Origin of the sequence: Pseudomonas sp. LH1G9 (assembly GCF_002949975.1) — a bacterium.
Classification (GTDB): Bacteria; Pseudomonadota; Gammaproteobacteria; order Pseudomonadales; family Pseudomonadaceae; genus Aquipseudomonas; species Aquipseudomonas veronii.
In genome coordinates this window covers 3064044-3083251 of the sequence record NZ_CP026880.1, presented here as the reverse complement: position 1 = coordinate 3083251, position 19208 = coordinate 3064044, and the positions used below count along the sequence as shown (strand labels likewise).

The window sequence follows — 19208 nt, the reverse complement described above, 5'->3', positions numbered from 1 at the left end:
GCGCACTAGCCGATTTCGGCACACCTTACCCAATGGCGCCATGCGGGGAATGGAAATTGCGTGCTGAGCGACAGTGCTTCAGGCTCAAAGGGAAAAATCCATGAACACTTACAATAATAATTCCAGCGTGCAGATGGTTCGCCCGGCATGGGGCATTCCTTCAACGATCCGGCATTTTCACACCCATGACATCGATCAGCACGCACGCAACATGGGCGGTTGGCAGGTCCGTTATGACCAATTGTCCCCAGGCCGCTTTGAGGGCGAGTTGATCGAGCTACACGCCGGCTGGATGCAACTGATGCGTGACCGCACCAACCAGTCGATGCTCAAAAGCGGCAGTGCCTGGAAAGGCGCGATCACCTTCAGCATGCCGCTCAACGCGAGCGGCCCGCTGTTTTGTGCCGGGCATCCGATCCATGAACACGGCCTGTTGGTCGCCCATGGCGATCATTTGCCTGACCTGCGCGTGCCTGAGAACCTCGACCTGTTGAGCGTTGCCGTCGACATCGAGGCTTTGGAGCGTCTGTTAGAGCATCAGGAAGTGGCTTTTCGCTTTACCGATCTTCCCAAGTGTTACCGTTTGGGCGGGACGTGTGTGCAAATCGAGCTGGCCAATCTGTTGGATGAGTTGGTCTGCGCTGATCAGGGGCACGAAGCGCTGTTGCGCTATGAAGCGATTCGGCACGGGGTCCGCGATGCGGTGATGGTGCAGTTGCTGGACCTGGTCGCCCCGGATCAGTTCGCCGGCCTGAGTCCGACGGCGCGCAAACGCATGGTTGATCGGGCACGCGAATATGCCTTGGGGCATCTGGATGAACCGCTGTCGATCCTCGATCTGTGCAGTCACATCGGCGCCAGCCGGCGCAAACTCCAATACTGTTTCCAGGAAACCCTGGGCATCAACCCCGTGGCCTATTTGCGTGCGCTGCGCTTGAATGCGGTGCGTCGCGAGCTGCGCGAGCGCCAGGAAGCCTACGGTGTCCAAGAGGTCGCGGCACGCTGGGGGTTCTGGCATCTGAGCCGTTTTGCCAGCGACTACCGGACCCTGTTCGGCGAGTCACCGTCGCAGACGTTGCAACGGCGCTAACTGTGCTGAAAACGGCTAACCCGCTGCGGCGTGCCGTTACTAGGATGGCCCACACCATGAGGTTGGGAGGGGCATTCGATGAACAACAACAATTCAAACATCCGCCACGTCAGTTGGGTCACCTTGGGTCTGCTCGGTCTTTGCCTTGGGGCACAGGCCACTGAAAACGGCGCGCCCACCACCGCGGTGGGCGTCTACGATTTCGGCGCCGGGATGACGCCACCTGTGACACCGAACGGCACCGTGGGGCTGCGCACGGCGTTCTATTCCGCCAACGTGCAGAAGGACAGCCAAGGGCGTGCGGTGGATAACCGTCTCTCCCTGGATGTGCTGTCCATCGGCGTGGTCTACCTGCGCATGACGGACTATCGCGTGCTGGGTGGCCAGTACGGCTTCGGTGCCGTCGTACCGTTCTTCAAGATGGATGCGTCGCTGCAAGTGCCGACACCGGGCGGGCCGTTGAAACTGTCGGCCGACCCCTTTCGGATGGCGGATGCGCAGATCGTTCCGTTGATCCTGCAGTGGAACCTGTCGCCTAACCTGTTCGTCAATACCCAGTTCCAGATCCAGGCGCCGACCGGCGACTACGACCAAAAACGGCTGGTGTCTCCTGGGCTGAATCACTGGACATTCTCCCCGGCGGTCAACGCCACCTACATCAGCGACACCGGCTTTGAGGTGTCGTCGAGTTTCCAGGTCGATGTGAACACGCGCAATCCCGACACCCACTACAAAAATGGCGTGGAGTACCGCCATGAGTTTGCCGTGGGGCAACATTTCGGGCCTTGGACGGCGGGCCTCGGCGGCTATTACTACCGCCAGTTGAGCGACGACGATGCGCCGAACCTGACGCGCGGCAACCGCGCGGGGGTCATGGCCCTGGGCCCGGCGATCAGCTACATCGCGCCGGGGCTGCCACCGCTGTGGCTGCATCTTTACAAAGAGTTCGACGCGCGCAATCGCGCCGAAGGCTACACCGCCGCCTTGCGCGTTTCGTATAGCTTCTGAGGGCCGGATCATGACCACTGTTAATGCCGCCACAAACCTATCGACCGCTGACACCCGCCAAGCCTCGGGCCGTCGCGAAGGGGTGGTGCTGATACTCGGCAGCAGCCTGACCATCATGGGCGCGGTGATGATCGCGCCTATCTTGCCCAAACTCGGTGCCGAGTTCGGCCCCCTCAATCCCCATGCCGACCTGCTGGTTCCGCTGGCCGTGACCGGCCCCGCGCTGGCCATCGCGCTGTGCGCGCCGCTGGCGGGCTGGCTCGCCGACCGGATCGGGCGCAAAGCCTTGCTGGTCATTGCGACATTGCTCTACGCGCTGCTGGGCGTAACCCCGGTGATCCTCGGTGACTTGCAGTCCATCGTGGTCGTGCGCTTGTTGTTCGGTTGCGCCGAAGCGGCGGTGATGACGTGTTGCTCGACCTTGATCGCCGACTATTGGCACGGCGGCGAGCGGCTGCGCTACATCAATCGCCAGATGGTGACCATTGGCCTGGTCGGCGCGTTGTTCTTCGTGGTCGGCGGCGCCTTGGGCGAGTATTCCTGGCGCTTGCCTTTCCTGTTGTACCTGCTGCCGTTGCTGTTGGTGCCGGCGATGCTGAAAGTGCTGTGGGAACCGGCGCGTTCCCAGCCGAGTACGGTTGCCCAGGACGCCGAGCGGGTGGCGGTGTGGCCGCTGGTGCTGGGCTACCTGTTGATCTTCGGCGGCATGGTGCTGACCTTTATCGCGCCGGTGCAGGTGCCGATTCTGCTGGTGCAGTTGGGCATTACCTCCAGCACCCTGATGGGGTTGGCCGCCGGTCTGAGCCTGATCTCCACCCTGGGCGGTTCTCTCGCCTGGCCGCTGTTGCGACGCACCTTAAAGGGCGCGGGGACCAATACGGTGTTGCTGCTGCTGTTCGCCTTGGGGCTGTGGTTGCTGACCCGTGCGCAGAGCTACAACGAAGTGGCGCTGGCGATGGTGCTGCATGGCCTGGGAGCGGGCCTGCTGGTGCCGAACGTGATGGCGCCGGTGATGGAAGCCCTGACGGCGCGCACCCGTGGCCGGGGCCTGGGCGGTTTGACCGCCTGCCTGTATCTGGGGCAGTTCGTCAGCCCGCTGGTGGTCGCGGCGCTGGTGGTCTATGCCGGCGACCTGCGCCACGCCATCCAATGGCTAGCCTGCGCCAGCCTGGCGGCGGCTGTGCTGTGGGGCGTTGCCGGCGTGTCACGCCTGCGCTCGGTCATCTGAATACCGTCAGTTTGCACGTCATTGAAATACATCCGGAGTAATGGGTATGCGCGACATTCAGCAGTTAATCGACAATGAAGACGCTATCGGTCTGGCCGCATGGGTCAGGCGCGGCGAAGTCCAACCGGTGGAACTGGTGGAGGCCGTCATCGAGCGGATCGAGCAGGTCGAGCCACGCCTCAATGCCGTCGCCGAACGCCTGTACGACCAGGCGCGCGAGGACGCCCTCGCCCCCACGTCCGGGGAAGGGGTGTTCGCCGGGGTGCCGACCTTGATCAAAGATTTGTTCGCGCCCGTGGCGGGTGCGGCAATGACCAATGGCTCACTTGCGCTGGGGGCTGCCCGCGTCGACTTCGACGCCGAGGTGGTCACGCGCCTGCGCCGCGCCGGTTGCCTGTTCGTCGGCACCACCACGGCACCGGAATTCGGCACCTCCTATTCCACCGAGTCGATGCGTTTTGGCGCCACCCGAAACCCCTGGAATACCCAGCACAGTGCCGGCGGTTCCAGCGGCGGGGCGGCGGCGTTGGTCGCGGCGCGCGTTGTGCCGTTCGCACACGGCAACGATGGCGGCGGTTCCTTGCGCGTGCCGGCGTCCTGTTGCGGCGTGTTCGGCCTCAAGCCCAGCCGTGGTCTGCTGCCGTCGGGGCCGATGGTCGGGGAGGGCTGGGCGGGGATGGCGACCAATCATTGCCTCACCCTGTCGGTGCGTGACAGTGCGGCATTGCTGGACGCCACCGCCGGCCACGAACTGGGCGCACCCTACGCCGCGCCGATTTCAGCGCACCCGTATGCGTGGGCCTTGCAACAGGCGCCGCGGCCTTTACGGATTGCGCTGGTCGAGCGGGTCGGCACGTGGCCGATCTCCAATCAAAGCCTGGATGCCGTGCGTCAGGCGGCCAAGCTTTGCGAATCCTTGGGGCATCGGGTGGAACTTGCGCAGTTACCGGTGGTGTTGCCGGAGTTTCTCGACCAGGTGTTCACCATCATCGGCGCGAGCACGCGTCACTATGTGGACGTCCTCGGCCAATTGCGCGGGGCTCCGGTACGGCCCGAGGAACTGGAGGCGCGCACGCGCATCATTCTGCGCGACAAGGGTGCGGTCAGTGGCGCGCAATACGCTGCGGCGGTGGAATGGATTCACGCCCTCGGCCGTCAACTGGCGCTGTTCATGTGCGACTACGACGTGATCCTCAGCCCGACCCTGGCGCGGGAACCAGCCCTGATCGGTGAACTGGATCTGCAGGATGACAGCCTGGCTCTGGATGAGCTGATCGAGCGCTTCCACAGCTATTCACCGTTTACCGCCTTGTTCAATGCCAGCGGACAACCGGCGATGTCGGTGCCGCTGTACTGGAGCGAGCGCGGGCTGCCCATGGGCGCGCATTTCGCCGGGCGTTTTGGCGAGGATGCGACGTTGTTGGCGTTGGCGGCGCAACTGGAGATCGCCCAGCCATGGCGTCAGCGCATGGCATCGGTGAATGCGTGCCTGGGCGCTCAGTCACGGTAGATTTTTTTCAGCAGCCGGAGCAGTTCGTCGCGCTCCTGGTTGTCGAGGGCGGCGGTGGCATCCTTGTCGCTCTCGGCAGCGATTTGCGTGAGTTCCTTGAGCAGCGCTTCGCCGGCCTTGCTGAGGAAAATCCCGTAGGAACGCTTGTCGGGTTTGCAGCGCACCCGTACCGCCAGCGCGCGGCTTTCCAGCTTATTGAGCAGCGGCACCACTTGCGGTGGCTCGATGGCCAGCGCCCTGGCCAGGTCGGTCTGCATCAGCCCGGGGTTTTGATTGATGATCGCCAGGGCCGAGAACTGTGCCGGCCGCAAGTCGTGAGCCGACAACCGGCCGATCAGGTTCTGGAACAGCTTCAATTGCGCGCGGCGCATCGCATAGCCGATCAAGTCATCCAGCGCGGTGTCCAGTGGGGCCGGGTTGTCGCCGCTGGCGGCGGGGCGTTCTGGGGGGCGGTGAGCCGGGAAGACTTGGCCATGGCAGGGCGGGTCCTTGAGCAGTGGTTAATAAAGCTATGCAGTTTTCCGAGATTGGCTGGCGATAGCCATCGCTATGTTTCAATACACCGTGCAAATACGCCTTTCCAATACCTGAAAAAGATTAGGTTAATTTCATTAATGGTTAGTTGATATAACTAATTTGTCGGTTTAGCTTTTAACCATCGTCAAGCCAAGAACAAGAGAGCATCGCCATGAGCAATTACGAAGGTCGCTGGTCAACGGTCAAAGTCGAAATCGAAGAGGGCATTGCCTGGGTCATTCTCAATCGGCCGGAAAAACGCAATGCCATGAGCCCGACCCTGAACCGGGAAATGATCGATGTACTGGAAACCCTGGAGCAGGACCCTGCTGCCGGTGTTCTGGTGTTGACGGGCGCGGGCGAGGCTTGGACGGCGGGTATGGACCTCAAGGAATACTTTCGCGAAATCGACGCCGGCCCGGAAATCCTCCAGGAAAAAATCCGCCGCGAAGCCTCGCAATGGCAGTGGAAGTTGCTGCGCATGTACACCAAACCGACCATCGCCATGGTCAACGGCTGGTGCTTCGGTGGCGGTTTCAGCCCCTTGGTGGCGTGCGACCTGGCGATCTGTGCCGATGAAGCGACCTTCGGGTTGTCGGAAATCAACTGGGGCATTCCACCGGGCAACCTGGTGAGCAAAGCCATGGCCGACACCGTGGGCCATCGCCAGTCGCTGTACTACATCATGACCGGCAAGACGTTTGGCGGGCAGAAGGCCGCCGAAATGGGCCTGGTCAACCAGAGCGTGCCGTTGGCGCAACTGCGTGACGTCACTGTCGAGCTGGCGCGTAATCTTTTGGAGAAAAACCCGGTGGTGCTGCGTGCCGCCAAGCATGGTTTCAAACGATGCCGCGAGCTGACCTGGGAGCAAAACGAAGACTACCTGTACGCCAAGCTCGACCAGTCGCGCCTGCTCGATACCGAAGGCGGTCGCGAGCAGGGCATGAAGCAGTTCCTCGACGACAAAAGCATCAAGCCTGGCCTGCAGACGTATAAACGCTGAAGCCAGCCCTTGGCCGCGCCGCACGGCGGTGTCGGCGGTGTAGGGTTTGAACGTATTCCCGATAAAGACAATAAAGAGGAATCACCATGCTGGACGTGCCCCTGTTGATTGGCGGCCTGTCGGCGGCGATCTTCAGCCGTGACACGGCGCGTGCGCTGGCGCTGGCGCGGCGGGTGGAGTCGGGGATCTGCCACATCAACGGCCCGACCGTACACGATGAAGCGCAAATGCCCTTCGGCGGCGTCAAGTCCAGCGGTTATGGGAGTTTTGGCAGCAAGGCCGCGATCGAACACTTTACGCAACTGCGCTGGATCACATTGCAGAACGGTCCACGGCATTACCCGATCTGAGGCGCCGCCCAAGGGCGGACCCACATAACAATAATCAGGGCGCAGCCGCTGGCTGGCGCCACATGACACCCACGGGTGTCCGTCGGCGTGCCTTGTTGGAGGACCATCCCGTGAGTTCCGAATTCAGATCGCAACCCGAACGGCCCACGCCGCGTTACCGCCCCGTGTCCATCAGCCATGCGCCGGTGGAAGTGATCGAAAACCACGGCGTGCTGCACATGCGTTCGCTGGAACCGTTGGCCGAATTACCGCAACGGTTGCTCGACCGGCTGCTGCATTGGGCCCAGGTACGCCCGGAGCAGACCTTCGTCGCCGCCCGCGACGGCGACGGTTGGCGTCGCGTCAGTTATGCGCAGATGCTCGACAGTGTGCGGGCCATTGCGCAGAGTTTGCTTCGCTATGGTCTGTCGGCCGAGAAGCCGCTGGTGCTGCTGTCGGGCAACGACATCGAACACCTGCAGATGGCGTTCGGCGCCATGTACGCCGGTATTCCCTATTGCCCGGTGTCGCCGGCGTATGCGCTGCTGTCCCAGGACTTCGCCAAACTGCGGCATGTCTGCGACCTGTTGCAACCCGGCCTGGTCTTTGTCAGCGACGCACTGGCTTACCAGCGCGCGATCGATGCGGTGCTGCCCGCCGAGACCCCGTTGATCAGCGTGCGTGGCCAAGTGGCGGGGCGCGCCCAGGTGAGTTTCGCCAGTTTGTTGCAGGTCGCGGGCGGCGCCGAGGCCGAGCGGGCCTTCGCGGCCACCGGCCCCGACAGCATTGCCAAGTTTCTCTTCACGTCCGGTTCCACCCAATTGCCCAAGGCGGTGATCACCACCCAGCGCATGCTCTGCGCCAACCAGCAGATGCTCTTGCAAACCTTCCCGGTGCTTGGCGAAGAGCCGCCGGTGCTGGTGGACTGGCTGCCGTGGAACCACACCTTCGGCGGCAGTCATAACGTCGGTATCGTGCTCTATAACGGCGGCACGTTTTACCTGGACGACGGCAAGCCCACGGTGCAGGGCTTTGCCGAAACGCTGCGCAATCTCAAGGACATCTCGCCCACGGCCTACTTGACCGTGCCCAAGGGGTGGGAAGAACTGGTCAATGCCCTGGAGCAGGACGCCGCCTTGCGTGAGTGCTTTTTTGCCCGGATGAAATTGTTTTTCTTCGCCGCCGCGGGCCTGTCGCAGCGGGTCTGGGACCGGCTCGACCGGGTGGCCGAGCAGCATTGCGGCGAACGCATTCGGATGATGGCCGGGCTGGGCATGACCGAAGCCGCGCCATCCTGCACCTTTACCACCGGGCCGTTGTCCGTGGCCGGGTATATCGGCTTGCCCGCGCCCGGCTGCGAGGTGCGTCTGGTGCCGGTGGACGGCAAGCTCGAGGGGCGTTTTCGCGGCCCCCACATCATGCCGGGGTACTGGCGAGCGGCGCAGCAGACCGCCGCGGTATTCGACGACCAGGGGTTCTACTGCTCGGGTGACGCGCTCAAACTTGCCGACCCAAACAACCCGCACCTGGGCCTGATGTTCGACGGACGCATCGCCGAGGATTTCAAACTGTCGTCCGGGGTGTTTGTCAGCGTGGGGCCGTTGCGCAACCGTGCGGTCCTGGAGGGGGCGCCCTATGTGCAGGACGTGGTGATCGCCGCGCCCGACCGCGAATGCCTGGGCATTCTGGTGTTTCCAAGGCTGTACGAATGCCGCCGACTGGCGGGGCTGGGTACCGCCGCCAGCGACGCCGAGGTGCTGGCCAGCGCTGCCGTGCGCCAGTGGTTTGGCGACTGGTTGCAACGCCTCAATCTCGACGCGACGGGCAATGCCAGTCGCCTGGAGTGGTTGGTCCTGCTCGATGAACCGGCGTCCATCGACCGTGGCGAGATCACCGACAAGGGCTCGATCAACCAGCGCGCGGTCTTGCAGTGGCGCGCGTCCCAGGTCGAGGCGTTGTATCGCGGGGAGGAACCGTCGATCCTGCGGGCGGGCGCGCGGGCATAACGCCAAGGCGCCTGCTAAGCCAGATCATCCGTAACGATCGCCGCTGCTGGCAGGCTCCGCTTCACCAGCAGCGCCGCAATCAACAACAGGACTGTCATCGTCACCAGCACGGCAACGAAACCTGTATCAAACGCCGAACGGGCGAACGCCGTCAGCATGGCGGCGCCCTCGGGTGATAACGTCCCGGCGACGTTCAGCGCGTCGTCGAGGCTCTCGAATGTCATGGGGTTTCGGCTCAGCCATGACGGGATCATCAAGCCTGTCGAGTACGCGTAGATCGCTGACAAGAGGCTGCCTGCCAGTGTCACGCCCACCGCACCGCCCAGTTCGAACGAGACTTCCTCAAGGGAGGCGGCCATGCCGGCCTTGTCGGCGGGCACGCTGAGCATGATAGTGCTCGACGCCGCAGTCAGTGCCGCCCCCATGGTCAGGCCCAGCAGCGCCAGGCTGACGATTTGCAGGGGCACCGCGGCTTGGTACAGAAACACATAGGCCAGCATCGCGGCGGATGAAAGCAGCAATGTCCAGAACAGCATGCGCTGGTTGCCCACGCGCGACAGGTAGTAGCCGGCAAGCGGGCCGGCGACAAAGGAACCCAGCGGCAGCGGCAGGATGAACAGCGCCGCGTCCAGCGGCGACAGGCCCAGCACCAGTTGCAAGCGTTGGCTGAACACCAGCTCCATGCCGATAAATGCGGCGGCTGACACCACGGCCGCAATCACCGCATTTCGGAACCCGGATGTGGTGAACAACGACAGATCGAGCATCGGCTGCGCGGCACGTCGTTGGCGCCGAATGAACAGCGTGAGAAACAGCGTGCCCAGGACCACCGCCACCAGCATGGCTTCGAAGGAGGGCACCCGTTTGCCGAGCTCCTTGACGGCATACGCCATGCTGATCAACCCGATCATCACCTGCAGCGAACCCAGCCAATCCCAACGTCGTTCGGGGTTTCCCGGGTGGTCGGGGATCAACAGCACGCCGACGAGCAACGCCAGCAGCACAATCGGCACGTTGATCAGAAACACCGAGCCCCACCAGAAATGCTCCAGCAACAGGCCACCCACCACCGGCCCGAACGCCGCGCCCCCCGAGGCCACCGAGGCCCAGATCCCGAACGCCATGGCCTGTTCGCGCTCGTCGGTGAACGTCAACCGGACCAGGGCCAATGTGGCGGGCATCATCATCGCCGCGCCGACCGCCAGGAACCCCCGCGCGCCGATCAATACGCCGGCCGAAGGCGAGAAGGCCGCGATCAGCGAGCACAGCCCAAATACACTCAAGCCCCCGATAAATAGCCGTTTATGCCCCAGGCGGTCGCCGAGCGTGCCCATGCCCAGCAACAGCCCGGCGGCGATCAGCGCATAGATATTGATGATCCACAGTTTCTGCGACGCTGTCGCACCAAGCTCGCGCGTCAGTGTCGGCAACGCGGTGTACAGCACGGTCATGTCAATCACGATGAGCAGCAATGCACTGGAAATAATGGCCAGGATCAACCAGCGTCGCGAAGCGGTCATGGGCAAGGCTCTATGGGTAAAGTGTCGAAGGCCGGCCACTGTAGCTCAGTTGCGCTGCATTGCCCCTCACACACGGAAATGGCCCACCAGGTTCTGTTGATGGTTGGCCATTTCATGCAGTGAGTCACTGGCCCTGGAGGCCTCGTTCATGCGCGTGGTGAGTGTTTCGCTGATGCCTCGGATGTCGCTGACACGCTGGCTGATATCGTCCACGACGGTGCTTTGTTCCAGGGCGGCGCTGGCGATCTGTTGGTTCATCTGCTCGATCACGTCCACGGCCTGGGAGATGTTCTGCAGCGCCGCACGCGTCTGTTGCACCTGGATCACGCTGCTGCCGGCTTGTTCGCGACTCAGTTGAGTGCTGTGTACCACCTCCTGGCTCAGCTGTTGCAACCTCTCGATCACGTTGCGCACCTGTTCGACCGAGCTCTGGGTGTTGCTGGCCAGGTGCCTGACTTCATCGGCTACCACCGCAAAACCGCGCCCTTGTTCGCCCGCTCTGGCCGCTTCGATGGCTGCATTCAAGGCCAGTAGGTTGGTCTGTTGAGCGAGGGTGCAGATCACGTCCAGCACCTGGCTGATCTGGCTGCTGCTGTCGGCGAGGGCGTGTACCTGCTTGAGTGTGGCGTCCAGGCGCTGGTCGAGGTGTTCGATGTTGTGTACGGCGCTGGCGAAGACGGCCTGACCGGAGCGGCTCGCGCTTTCCGCGGCGCTCGCGGCGTCGGCGGCAGAGTGCGAGTGGCGCGCCACTTCCTGGGCACTGGCGCTCATTTCATGCAGCGCGGTGGCAGCCAGTTCCACTTCACGGTACTGGCGCTGCATGCCTGCGCTGACCTCCCGGGCAATGCCCGAGGACGCGTCGGCACTGGTGCGCGTGTCCCGCGAGGCGGATTGGATGTCGCGGATGATCGGCTGCAATTTGTCCAGGAAACGGTTGAAACCGTTGCTCAGTGCGCCCAGCTCATCGTGGCGAGCCACCGGCAGGCGTTGGGTGAGATCACCGTCGCCGTCGACAATCGCATCAAGCAGGCTGGCCACCTTCAGCAGCGGGCGCGTCACGCCGTAGGCCGCCAGCCAGATCAGCAGCATGCCCAGGCAACTGGCGAGCAAACCGAGGCCCAGGTTGAGCCAATTGGCCTGACGGCGTTGGGCATCCAATTCGCTCTGCATCTGCCGAACGGGGGCCTGCGCCACGGCTTGCGGGACCTTCAGCTGCAACGTCCACGGTGGGCTGCCCGCTACGGTCTGGACTGCCTGGCTGATGTCGATGCTGGCGCCCGAGACCTCGCCACTGCGCCCGGCCACCTGGCCCGAGTTCGCGACTATGCTGACTGCGCTGGCGCCCTGATACAGATCCTGGCGCAGGTTGGCCGCGAGTTTCTGCAGGGTATCGAGGCCGATGTCCATGCCGACCACGCCGATCGTCGTGCCGTTGGCGATCAGTGGAATCGAAATGCTGCTCATCAGGACTTTGCGGCCCTCCACCTCGCTTTCATAGGGCGCCACCACACAGGTGCGGCCCTGGGCCTGTGGGCAGACGTACCAGGCGTTTTCCGGCTCACTGCCCGCCGGCGCATGGTTGGCGGTGATTTGCGGCTCAGTGAGTACTTCCTGGACCAATTGCCCCGGTTGGCTCTGCGACCAATACAGCGCGAACCGGCCTGTTTCGTTGCCTGCCAACGCACGTTGCGCGGTGAACTGCGCGTCGGCACCTGCCAGCGCATCGGGCAGCAACACCACGTACAGGCCGAGCACTTTGTCGCGCTTGAGCAGTGTCTGGCGAGTAATGTTCACCAGTGTCTCGCGCAGTTGTGTCGCCGAGAGGCGGCCATTGAGGGTTTGTTCGCGCAGTTGCAGGACCTGTTGCGCGAAGCCTTCGCCATACAGCGCCGTCTCATTGAAAAAACGCGCAACCTGCTGACCGTGGGCAACCGCCTGGGCCTGCAAGTGCTCCGTGGCCGCTTGCGCCAGCAACTGAGTGCTGCGTGCCTTGAGCAGTTTTGCACTTTGTTGATTCTGGTACAGAGAGGCGCCGGTCAATGCGGCGACAACGGCCAGCAGGCACAGCCCGCTCAGGAGTGTGATGCGCCATTGAATAGTCAGGTGAGCAAAAGGCATGGCTGGGGGTTCCTGCGCGTGAGCGCTCTATGGGCTGTAATAGCCTGGTGGGCGCCGTCGTTTCTTATTGTTGCTAGCCGACATCCGGGCATAGCACGGCGACACTAGAGTGCAGGGATGAACATCCGGGGGGTTATCCCAAATCGGCGGGGAACGGTGCTGGACGCTGAACTGTTTTGGGGCGATGCAGGCGATGCTACCGATTTGGGATAGCGAGGGGTTTGTAGGGGGGCATAGGATCGAATACAGCGTGCAAGCCAAAAAATAAAAGCGCTACCCGGTGCCGATAGAGCCTTGATCGGAGCCACCCCACAGCGACTGCCTCATACAATAAGGTCAATAACATGAGTGTATCTATTCAGGTCAACAGCTCCACGGAGTTGAAGCGAGGCGCCTTGGGCGTCGGCTTCATCATCTTCTTCGTGATTTCGGCGGCGAGCCCTCTCAGTGTCATCGCCGGCGGTTTTCCGATTGGTATCATGCTGGGTAACGGCGCCGGCACCCCGGCATTGCTGATCCTGGCGTTGCTGGTGCTATTGGCGTTCTCGGTGGGTTACACCACCATGTCCCGTCACCTGACCAACGCCGGTGGTTTCTATGCCTTCACCTCGCGCGGCTTGGGCGGTTTGGCCGGCGGCGCGGCGGCGGTGTTGGCGATGTTTGCCTATAACATTCTCCAGATCGCCCTGTATGGCATGTTCGGTGGCGTGGTCAGCGGCACCATGGAGAGCGTGTTTGGCCTAGTGATGCCCTGGTGGTCTTATTCGCTGATGGCGATGGCCAGTATTGCGGTCCTCGGTTATCGCAAGATTGATCTGTCCGCGCGGGTCTTGTCAGTCGTGGTGATCGCCGAGTACCTGGCAATCCTTACCCTCGACTTCGCGATTCTCAGGACCGGTGGCGACAGCGGTATCAATCTCGACTCGTTCAGCAGCCAGCACGTGTTCAGCGGCACCCCGTCGATCGGCCTGCTGTTCTGCTTCGCCGCGTTCATCGGCTTCGAGGCCACCACGATCTACGGCGAAGAAGCGAAGAACCCGCAACGCACCATTCCGATTGCCACCTACAGCTCGGTGCTGCTGATCGGTGGTTTCTATGCGCTGTCGGTCTGGGCGATGGTGGTCGGTGTGGGCACCGACAAGATCGTGCCGATGCTGCAAGCATTGCAGGACCCCACGACCTTTATCTACGGCATGTCCGATCACTTTGTCGGTCCTCACCTGACCCAGATTATCCGCGTGCTGTTCATGGTCAGTATCTACGCCGGGCTGCTGGCGTTCCATAACGCCGCCGCGCGCTACTTCTACGCGATCGGGCGTGACGGTTTGCTGCACAGTCTGCTGGGCACCACCCACCGCGTGCATCAGAGCCCGCATATGGGGTCGGCATTGCAGAGCCTGATCGCTGCGGTGGTGGTGCTGATCTTCGCCGCCATGGATGCGGACCCGATCCTGCAACTGTTCGCCTGGTTCTCCAACCTCGCCACCCTGTGCGTGATTTTGCTGATGGCGATGACCTCGGTCGCGGTGTGTGTGTATTTTCACCGGCATCCCGAGCTCAAGGTCGGCGCTTTGCGCGGGCGTATTCTGCCGGGGTTGTCCTGCCTGGCATTGCTGATGGTGCTGATCCTGGCAGTGGCGCACTTCGATGTGCTCACGGGCGCCAGCAAGCTGTTGTCGTACAGCCTGTGCGCCGTCATCCCCCTGGCCCTGCTCGGCGGCATCTTTCTCGCCGCGCGGCTGCGCAAGGTATCGCCACAGCGGTTCCTGGCATTGGGTAGCCACAAGCTCTAAGGCATCAACCCGGTACAACTCTACTGCGAACTGTGCGCTTGTCGGTGTCCGACAAGGCGTGCCTGCGTTAAAGGAAAATTGCACATGCACCATTACACGATGCTGATCAACGGGGTTCAGGTTGCCGGTGAAAACGGGCAGTTTGACGTGATCAACCCAGCCACCGGCACCGCATTCGCACAGTGCCCGGCCGGTTCCCTGGCGCAACTGGACCAGGCGGTGGCGGCTGCCCAGGCGGCCTTCAAGACGTGGCGGCACAGCACTCACGCGCTGCGTTGCGAGCGCCTGCTGGCGATCGCCGAAGACATTGAGCGGGACGCCGAGGCACTGGCCCGGCTGATCGTTCTCGAGCAAGGTAAACCGCTGGAGCTGGCATTCTCCGAAGTCATGGGCGGTGCCGCCTGGACCCGCTATGCCGCCGGGCAAGAGATCGCGGTGGAACTGGTGGAAGAAACCCCCACCCAGCGTGTCGAGTTGCACCGCAAGCCGCTGGGCGTGGTGGCTTCGATCACGCCGTGGAACTGGCCGTTCATGATCGCTATATGGCACATCATGCCGGCATTGCGCGCCGGCAATTGCGTGATCAGCAAACCCTCGAGCCTGACGCCGTTGAGCACCTTGCGCCTGGTGGAAATCATCGCTCGGCATGTGCCCCGCGGTGTGATCAATTGCGTGACCGGTGAGCAAGGTTTCGGCAGTACGATCACCGCCCACACGGGGATTCAGAAGATTGTCTTCACCGGCTCGACCGCCACCGGGCAAAGCGTGATGCGCGGCGCCGCCAACAACCTCAAGCGACTGACCCTCGAGCTGGGCGGTAACGATGCCGCGATCGTGCTGCCTGGCACGCCGGTCGATGAAGTCGCCGAAGAGATTTTCCAGGCGGCCTTCCTCAACATGGGGCAGACGTGCGCCGCCCTCAAGCGTTTGTACATTCATGAATCCCAATACCAAGCGTTTGCCGAGGCGCTGACCCGCATCGCCGAACGGCAGGTGGTCGGTGATGGCCTGGAGCCTGGGGTCACGTTTGGCCCGGTGCAGAACCTCGAGCAACTGCAACTGGTCGAGGCCCTGGTCGACGATGCGCGGCAGCACGGCGCCCGTATTTTGTGCGGCGGTGCGCGCCTGGACCATCCGGGGTTCTTTTACCCGCCGACGCTGGTCGCCGATGTCACCGACGGCCAGCGGCTGGTCGACGAGGAGCAGTTTGGCCCGGTGTTGCCGTTGATCGCCTATCAGGATGTGGAAGACGTGCTGCGTCGCGCGAATGCGGGCGACATGGGCTTGGGCGGCTCGGTCTGGGGGCCGGACGTCGAACAGGCGACGGCGTTGGCCAGCCGTCTGGAAAGCGGCGTGGCATGGGTCAACTGCCATGCCCGCATCCAGCCGAACACGCCGTTCGGCGGCAGCAAGATGTCCGGGTTCGGTGTCGAGTTCGGCCTTGAGGGCCTGCTCGAATTCACCGGGCAACAGTTGCTGTTTGTCCACAAGCGTGACGCTGAATAAGGGCCTGAACCATGTACGAAAAATATAAAACCGCACAGAAGAAATTCTGGCACCCAATGAGTTCCAGCGCCCCGGCGCATCGCGCGAAGACCTTGATCATTGCCCGTGGCGACGGCAATTACATCACCGATATCGACGGCCAGCGCATGCTCGACGGCGTGGGTGGCCTGTGGAACGTCAACATCGGGCACAACCGTGCGTCGGTCAAGGCCGCGATTGCCGCGCAACTCGACGAACTGGCGTATTACCAGACCTTCGACGGCATTGCCCATCCGCGGGTGTTCGACCTGGCCGAGCGGCTGACGTCGATGTTCGCCCAGGAGCAGATGACGCGCGTGCTGTTCAGTTCCGGTGGCTCCGATGCGGTGGAGACTGCGCTGAAAATGGCCCGCCAGTACTGGATCGCCAGCGGCGAGCCGGGGCGCACGCGCTTTTTGTCCCTGCGCAACGGTTATCACGGCGTACACATGGGCGGCACGTCAGTGGGCGGCAATGGGGTTTATCACTACAACCACGGGCCGTTGTTGGCCGGATGCCATTTGCTCGACACCCCATGGTTGTATCGCAACCCTTGGGACTGCCGGGACCCGCAAGCGCTGACCGCACACTGCATTCGCCAGCTTGAAGATCAGATCGCCTTGCTGGGCGCGCAGACCATCGCCGCGTTGATCGCGGAACCGGTGCAAGGCGCCGGTGGCGTGATCGTGCCGCCGGACGACTACTGGAAGCGCCTGCGTGAGGTGTGCGACCGCCACGGCATTCTGTTGATCGCCGACGAAGTGGTCACCGGTTTCGGTCGCTCGGGCTGCATGCTCGGCAGCCGCGGCTGGGGTGTCGCGCCGGACATGCTGTGCCTGGCCAAAGGCATCACCGCCGGTTATATCCCGCTGGGCGCAACGCTGTTCAATCAGCGCATCGTCGACGCGATTGAGCACGGCGAAGGCTTCAGCAACGTGATCATGCACGGCTACACCTACAGCGGGCATCCGACTGCCTGCGCGGCCGCCCTGGCGGTGCTGGATATCGTCGAAGCCGAGGACCTGCCGGGCAACGCCGCCAAGGTCGGCGGGCAATTGCTCGAACAGCTGCAAGCACTGACCGAGCGTTACGCCGTGGTCGGTGAAGTGCGCGGCAAGGGCCTGATGATTGCCCTCGACCTGGTGGCGGACAAAACCACCCGCGAACCGCTGAACCCGGCGGCCGGGCAGCCTTTGCGGATCGCTGACGAAGCGCGTCGCGCCGGGGTGCTGGTGCGGCCGATCGGCAACAAAATCGTTCTTTCGCCACCGCTGACCCTCACGGGCGCGGAGGCCGAATTGATCGTCGCGGCGCTGGACACCGCGCTCGCCGCTTGCGGCTAGCCCTTGCGAGCCTGGCGCAGCGCGGCTGCGCCAGTGTTATGCGAATACCTAAGACAGCCTTTGAAGGCGCACCTCAAGGAGTTTCAACCATGCGGTATCCATCCCCTCCCTTTCGCCGCGGCACCCTGGCTGCCACATTGGCGCTTTGCGCCGTCGGCCAGGCCCAGGCCTATGAGATTTACAGCGACGAGAGCCGACATCTCAACGCCGATATGACCGCCGTATTCGGTCAGTTCAACAGTCGCAAAAACTATAACGGCACCCCGGGCGGTTCGACCTGGCGCGAAGGTTTCATCAAATACGGCTTGAGCGGCGACCAGGCCCTGGCGGGCAAAGGCACGGCTTATGGCGCGTTCTCGCTGGTCAGTTCCGCGACCTGGGGCGACGGTGATCCGGCCGGCAATACCCTCGGCACCGAACGCACCACGAAAATTGAAGACGCTTACTTCGGCTGGCGTTCCGGCGACCTGTTTCCGGCACTGGGCAAGGACGGTGTGGATATTTCCGGTGGGCGCCAGGTGGTCAAGCTCGGTCGTGGTTTCCTGATCAACGACGATGGGCCGAACCTGGGCAAGGGCCCGGCGGATGGTGCGCTGAACCGTGGCGGGGCCTTTTACCTGGCGGCGCGGCATGCCTTCGATCAAACCGCGGTCCTGCGCCTGGGCGGGCAGGATGGCGTGCATGGCAGCGTGTTGTGGCTCAAGTCCGACAACCGCGCCCAGGCTGAAACCGAACTGGCCGCCGGCACCCTGGATTACACCGCCAAGCCTGGCACCCTGGGGTTGACCTGGGTGCACGGCATCGATGTGAACGAGCGCTGGGCCAGTGATTTTCAGCGCCAGCGCAAAGGCATGAATGTCTACAGCGTGCGCGGCGAAGGCGATGCCGGGCTGCCGAACGTCAGCCTGGCATTCGAGTATGCCTGGCAGGACAAAGACACCGGGCCTGAAAAAGCCTGGTACGGCGAAGCCGGCTACACCTTTGCCGACATCGCCTGGGCGCCGAAAGTCACCTATCGCTATACCCGTTATTCGCAGAAGTGGGATTCGCTGTTTACCGGGCTCAGCACGGGTTACGGCACCTGGTTCCAGGGCGAGGTGGCCTCCAACTATGCCGGCCCGTTCAACAGCAACACCGGTATCCATCACGTCGGTCTCAAGGCAACGCCATTGGAGAACCTGACGGTCGGCGCGCTGTACTTCGACTTCGATACGCTGCGCAAAAGCAATGCGCTGAACCTCGACGCGCGGGAGCTGGACGTCTACGTCGAGTGGGCCGTCAACCCGCACCTGATCGTCACGCCGCTGATCGGCCTCTACAAGCCGAAGCAGGACTCCACCAGCGGCGGCAACCAGACGGTCGGCAATGGCACCAACCTGTACAGCCAACTCACGGTCGCCGTGCCGTTCTGAGGTTGACGGCCGTCGCGTTCCTGACCCTCAGGGCGCGGGGGCGCTCGGTGGGTTGCGCATGTTTTCGGCAATTCGCCGTGTGGTGTCCATCACCATTTCGATCACGGTTTCCTGACGCAGCAGCTTGAAGCTCTGGCTGCTGCCGACGGCGGACAGACTGCCGACCACCTCGTCCATATCCGGCCGGATGATGGGCGCGGCGATGCCGGTCAGGCCCAGGTTGAGTTCGTCGTGGGTCAGGCAGTAGCCGTCCTTGCGGATCTTTTTCGCGGCCTTGGCGAAGCTGGCCCAGTCGTATGGGCTGTCCGGGTCGTGGGCCATGTGTTCTTCGAACAGGCGTTGCAAGCGTCGACCTTTCTGAAAGGCGATCAGCACCTTGGATTGCGCGCCGCGAAAAAACGGCAGCGGGTGTCCGCGGCCAAAGGAGAAGTGGTAGGTGTCGCTGGGTTCGGCGATGTAGGTGTTGATGATGCGCCCGTCATAAAAAACGCTGGCGAACACGGCCAGGCCGGTCTGGGCGGACAGTTCGTGCATCAGCTCGCGCCCGGCGAGGAGGATGGGGTCGTACTGGCGCATCATCCAGTCCAGTTCGATCACGCGCGGCCCCAGGCCGTAGCTGCCGGCATCCACGCGGGTCAGCAGGCCGGCGTCACACAGGTCCTTGACGTAGCGATACACGGTGGCGCGCGACAGGCCCATGCGCTCGGCGATGGTGTCCGGATCGATCTTCAACGTCTGCGGACCGAACAGGTCCAGGACACTCAACAACTTGCTCAGACTGCTCATTTCGTTCCTAGAAAAGGGGATG

At 63.0% G+C, this 19208-nt stretch carries 12 protein-coding genes and 4 pseudogenes; 11 read left to right on the top strand and 5 right to left on the bottom strand.

The window, feature by feature from the left end; all coding sequences use genetic code 11:
• The first annotated feature begins 100 nt into the window (after positions 1–100).
• The 4 genes from C5F70_RS14100 (at position 101) to C5F70_RS14085 (ending at position 4836) form a co-directional block, all read left to right on the top strand.
• Positions 101–1090 (top strand): helix-turn-helix domain-containing protein, encoded by a 990-nt coding sequence (locus C5F70_RS14100; RefSeq protein ID WP_017846950.1) that lies wholly within the window; start codon positions 101–103, stop codon positions 1088–1090.
• 78 nt (positions 1091–1168) lie between these two features.
• Positions 1169–2098, top strand: a complete 930-nt coding sequence (locus C5F70_RS14095; protein ID WP_104903570.1) for a transporter — start codon at positions 1169–1171, stop codon at positions 2096–2098.
• Positions 2099–2108: 10 nt separating this feature from the next.
• Positions 2109–3326 carry an MFS transporter gene (locus C5F70_RS14090; protein ID WP_017846952.1) on the top strand — a complete coding sequence of 406 codons (1218 nt, stop codon included), beginning with the start codon at positions 2109–2111 and terminating at the stop codon, positions 3324–3326.
• Between the two features lie 46 nt (positions 3327–3372).
• Entirely contained in the window at positions 3373–4836 is a 1464-nt protein-coding gene (locus C5F70_RS14085) for an amidase (RefSeq protein ID WP_017846953.1), read from the top strand.
• On the opposite strand, the pseudogene C5F70_RS14080 reads toward C5F70_RS14085, so the two are convergent.
• Positions 4824–5311 (bottom strand): annotated as a pseudogene (locus C5F70_RS14080) (MarR family winged helix-turn-helix transcriptional regulator). The gene C5F70_RS14085 and the pseudogene C5F70_RS14080 overlap by 13 nt on opposite strands.
• Before the next feature lie 213 nt (positions 5312–5524).
• On the opposite strand from C5F70_RS14080, the gene C5F70_RS14075 reads away from it, so the two are divergent.
• The 3 genes and pseudogenes from C5F70_RS14075 to C5F70_RS14065 all read left to right on the top strand — a co-directional run bounded on the left by C5F70_RS14075 (position 5525) and on the right by C5F70_RS14065 (position 8690).
• On the top strand, positions 5525–6355 hold the full coding sequence (locus tag C5F70_RS14075; protein WP_017846955.1) for a p-hydroxycinnamoyl CoA hydratase/lyase: 831 nt from the start codon (positions 5525–5527) through the stop codon (positions 6353–6355).
• A 113-nt stretch (positions 6356–6468) separates the two neighbouring features.
• Positions 6469–6705, top strand: a pseudogene (locus tag C5F70_RS14070) (aldehyde dehydrogenase family protein); the annotation flags it as partial.
• 110 nt (positions 6706–6815) lie between these two features.
• Complete coding sequence (locus tag C5F70_RS14065; protein WP_104903567.1) at positions 6816–8690, top strand: feruloyl-CoA synthase; 1875 nt, start codon at positions 6816–6818, stop codon at positions 8688–8690.
• Positions 8691–8704: 14 nt separating this feature from the next.
• Here the strand turns inward: C5F70_RS14065 and C5F70_RS14060 are convergent, their stop codons facing one another.
• The 3 genes and pseudogenes from C5F70_RS14060 to C5F70_RS31540 all read right to left on the bottom strand — a co-directional run.
• Entirely contained in the window at positions 8705–10210 is a 1506-nt protein-coding gene (locus tag C5F70_RS14060; RefSeq protein ID WP_104903566.1) for an MFS transporter, read from the bottom strand.
• A 66-nt stretch (positions 10211–10276) separates the two neighbouring features.
• Positions 10277–10813, bottom strand: a pseudogene (locus C5F70_RS31545) (methyl-accepting chemotaxis protein); the annotation flags it as partial.
• A 369-nt stretch (positions 10814–11182) separates the two neighbouring features.
• Positions 11183–12328 (bottom strand): annotated as a pseudogene (locus C5F70_RS31540) (cache domain-containing protein); the annotation flags it as partial.
• A gap of 344 nt (positions 12329–12672) precedes the next feature.
• Between C5F70_RS31540 and C5F70_RS14050 the strand changes: the two are divergent.
• The 4 genes from C5F70_RS14050 (at position 12673) to C5F70_RS14035 (ending at position 18400) form a co-directional block, all read left to right on the top strand.
• Positions 12673–14121 (top strand): APC family permease, encoded by a 1449-nt coding sequence (locus tag C5F70_RS14050; protein ID WP_017846960.1) that lies wholly within the window; start codon positions 12673–12675, stop codon positions 14119–14121.
• 84 nt (positions 14122–14205) lie between these two features.
• A complete protein-coding gene (locus C5F70_RS14045; RefSeq protein ID WP_104903564.1) occupies positions 14206–15627 on the top strand; it encodes an aldehyde dehydrogenase family protein in 1422 nt (473 codons plus the stop codon).
• Between the two features lie 11 nt (positions 15628–15638).
• Positions 15639–16988: an aminotransferase class III-fold pyridoxal phosphate-dependent enzyme gene (locus C5F70_RS14040; protein WP_104903563.1), complete on the top strand. Its 1350-nt coding sequence runs from the start codon at positions 15639–15641 to the stop codon at positions 16986–16988.
• Positions 16989–17077: 89 nt separating this feature from the next.
• Entirely contained in the window at positions 17078–18400 is a 1323-nt protein-coding gene (locus C5F70_RS14035) for a hypothetical protein (RefSeq protein ID WP_177410556.1), read from the top strand.
• Between the two features lie 27 nt (positions 18401–18427).
• On the opposite strand, the gene C5F70_RS14030 is transcribed toward C5F70_RS14035, so the two are convergent.
• On the bottom strand, positions 18428–19186 hold the full coding sequence (locus tag C5F70_RS14030; RefSeq protein WP_104903562.1) for an IclR family transcriptional regulator: 759 nt from the start codon (positions 19184–19186) through the stop codon (positions 18428–18430).
• Positions 19187–19208: the final 22 nt, after the last annotated feature.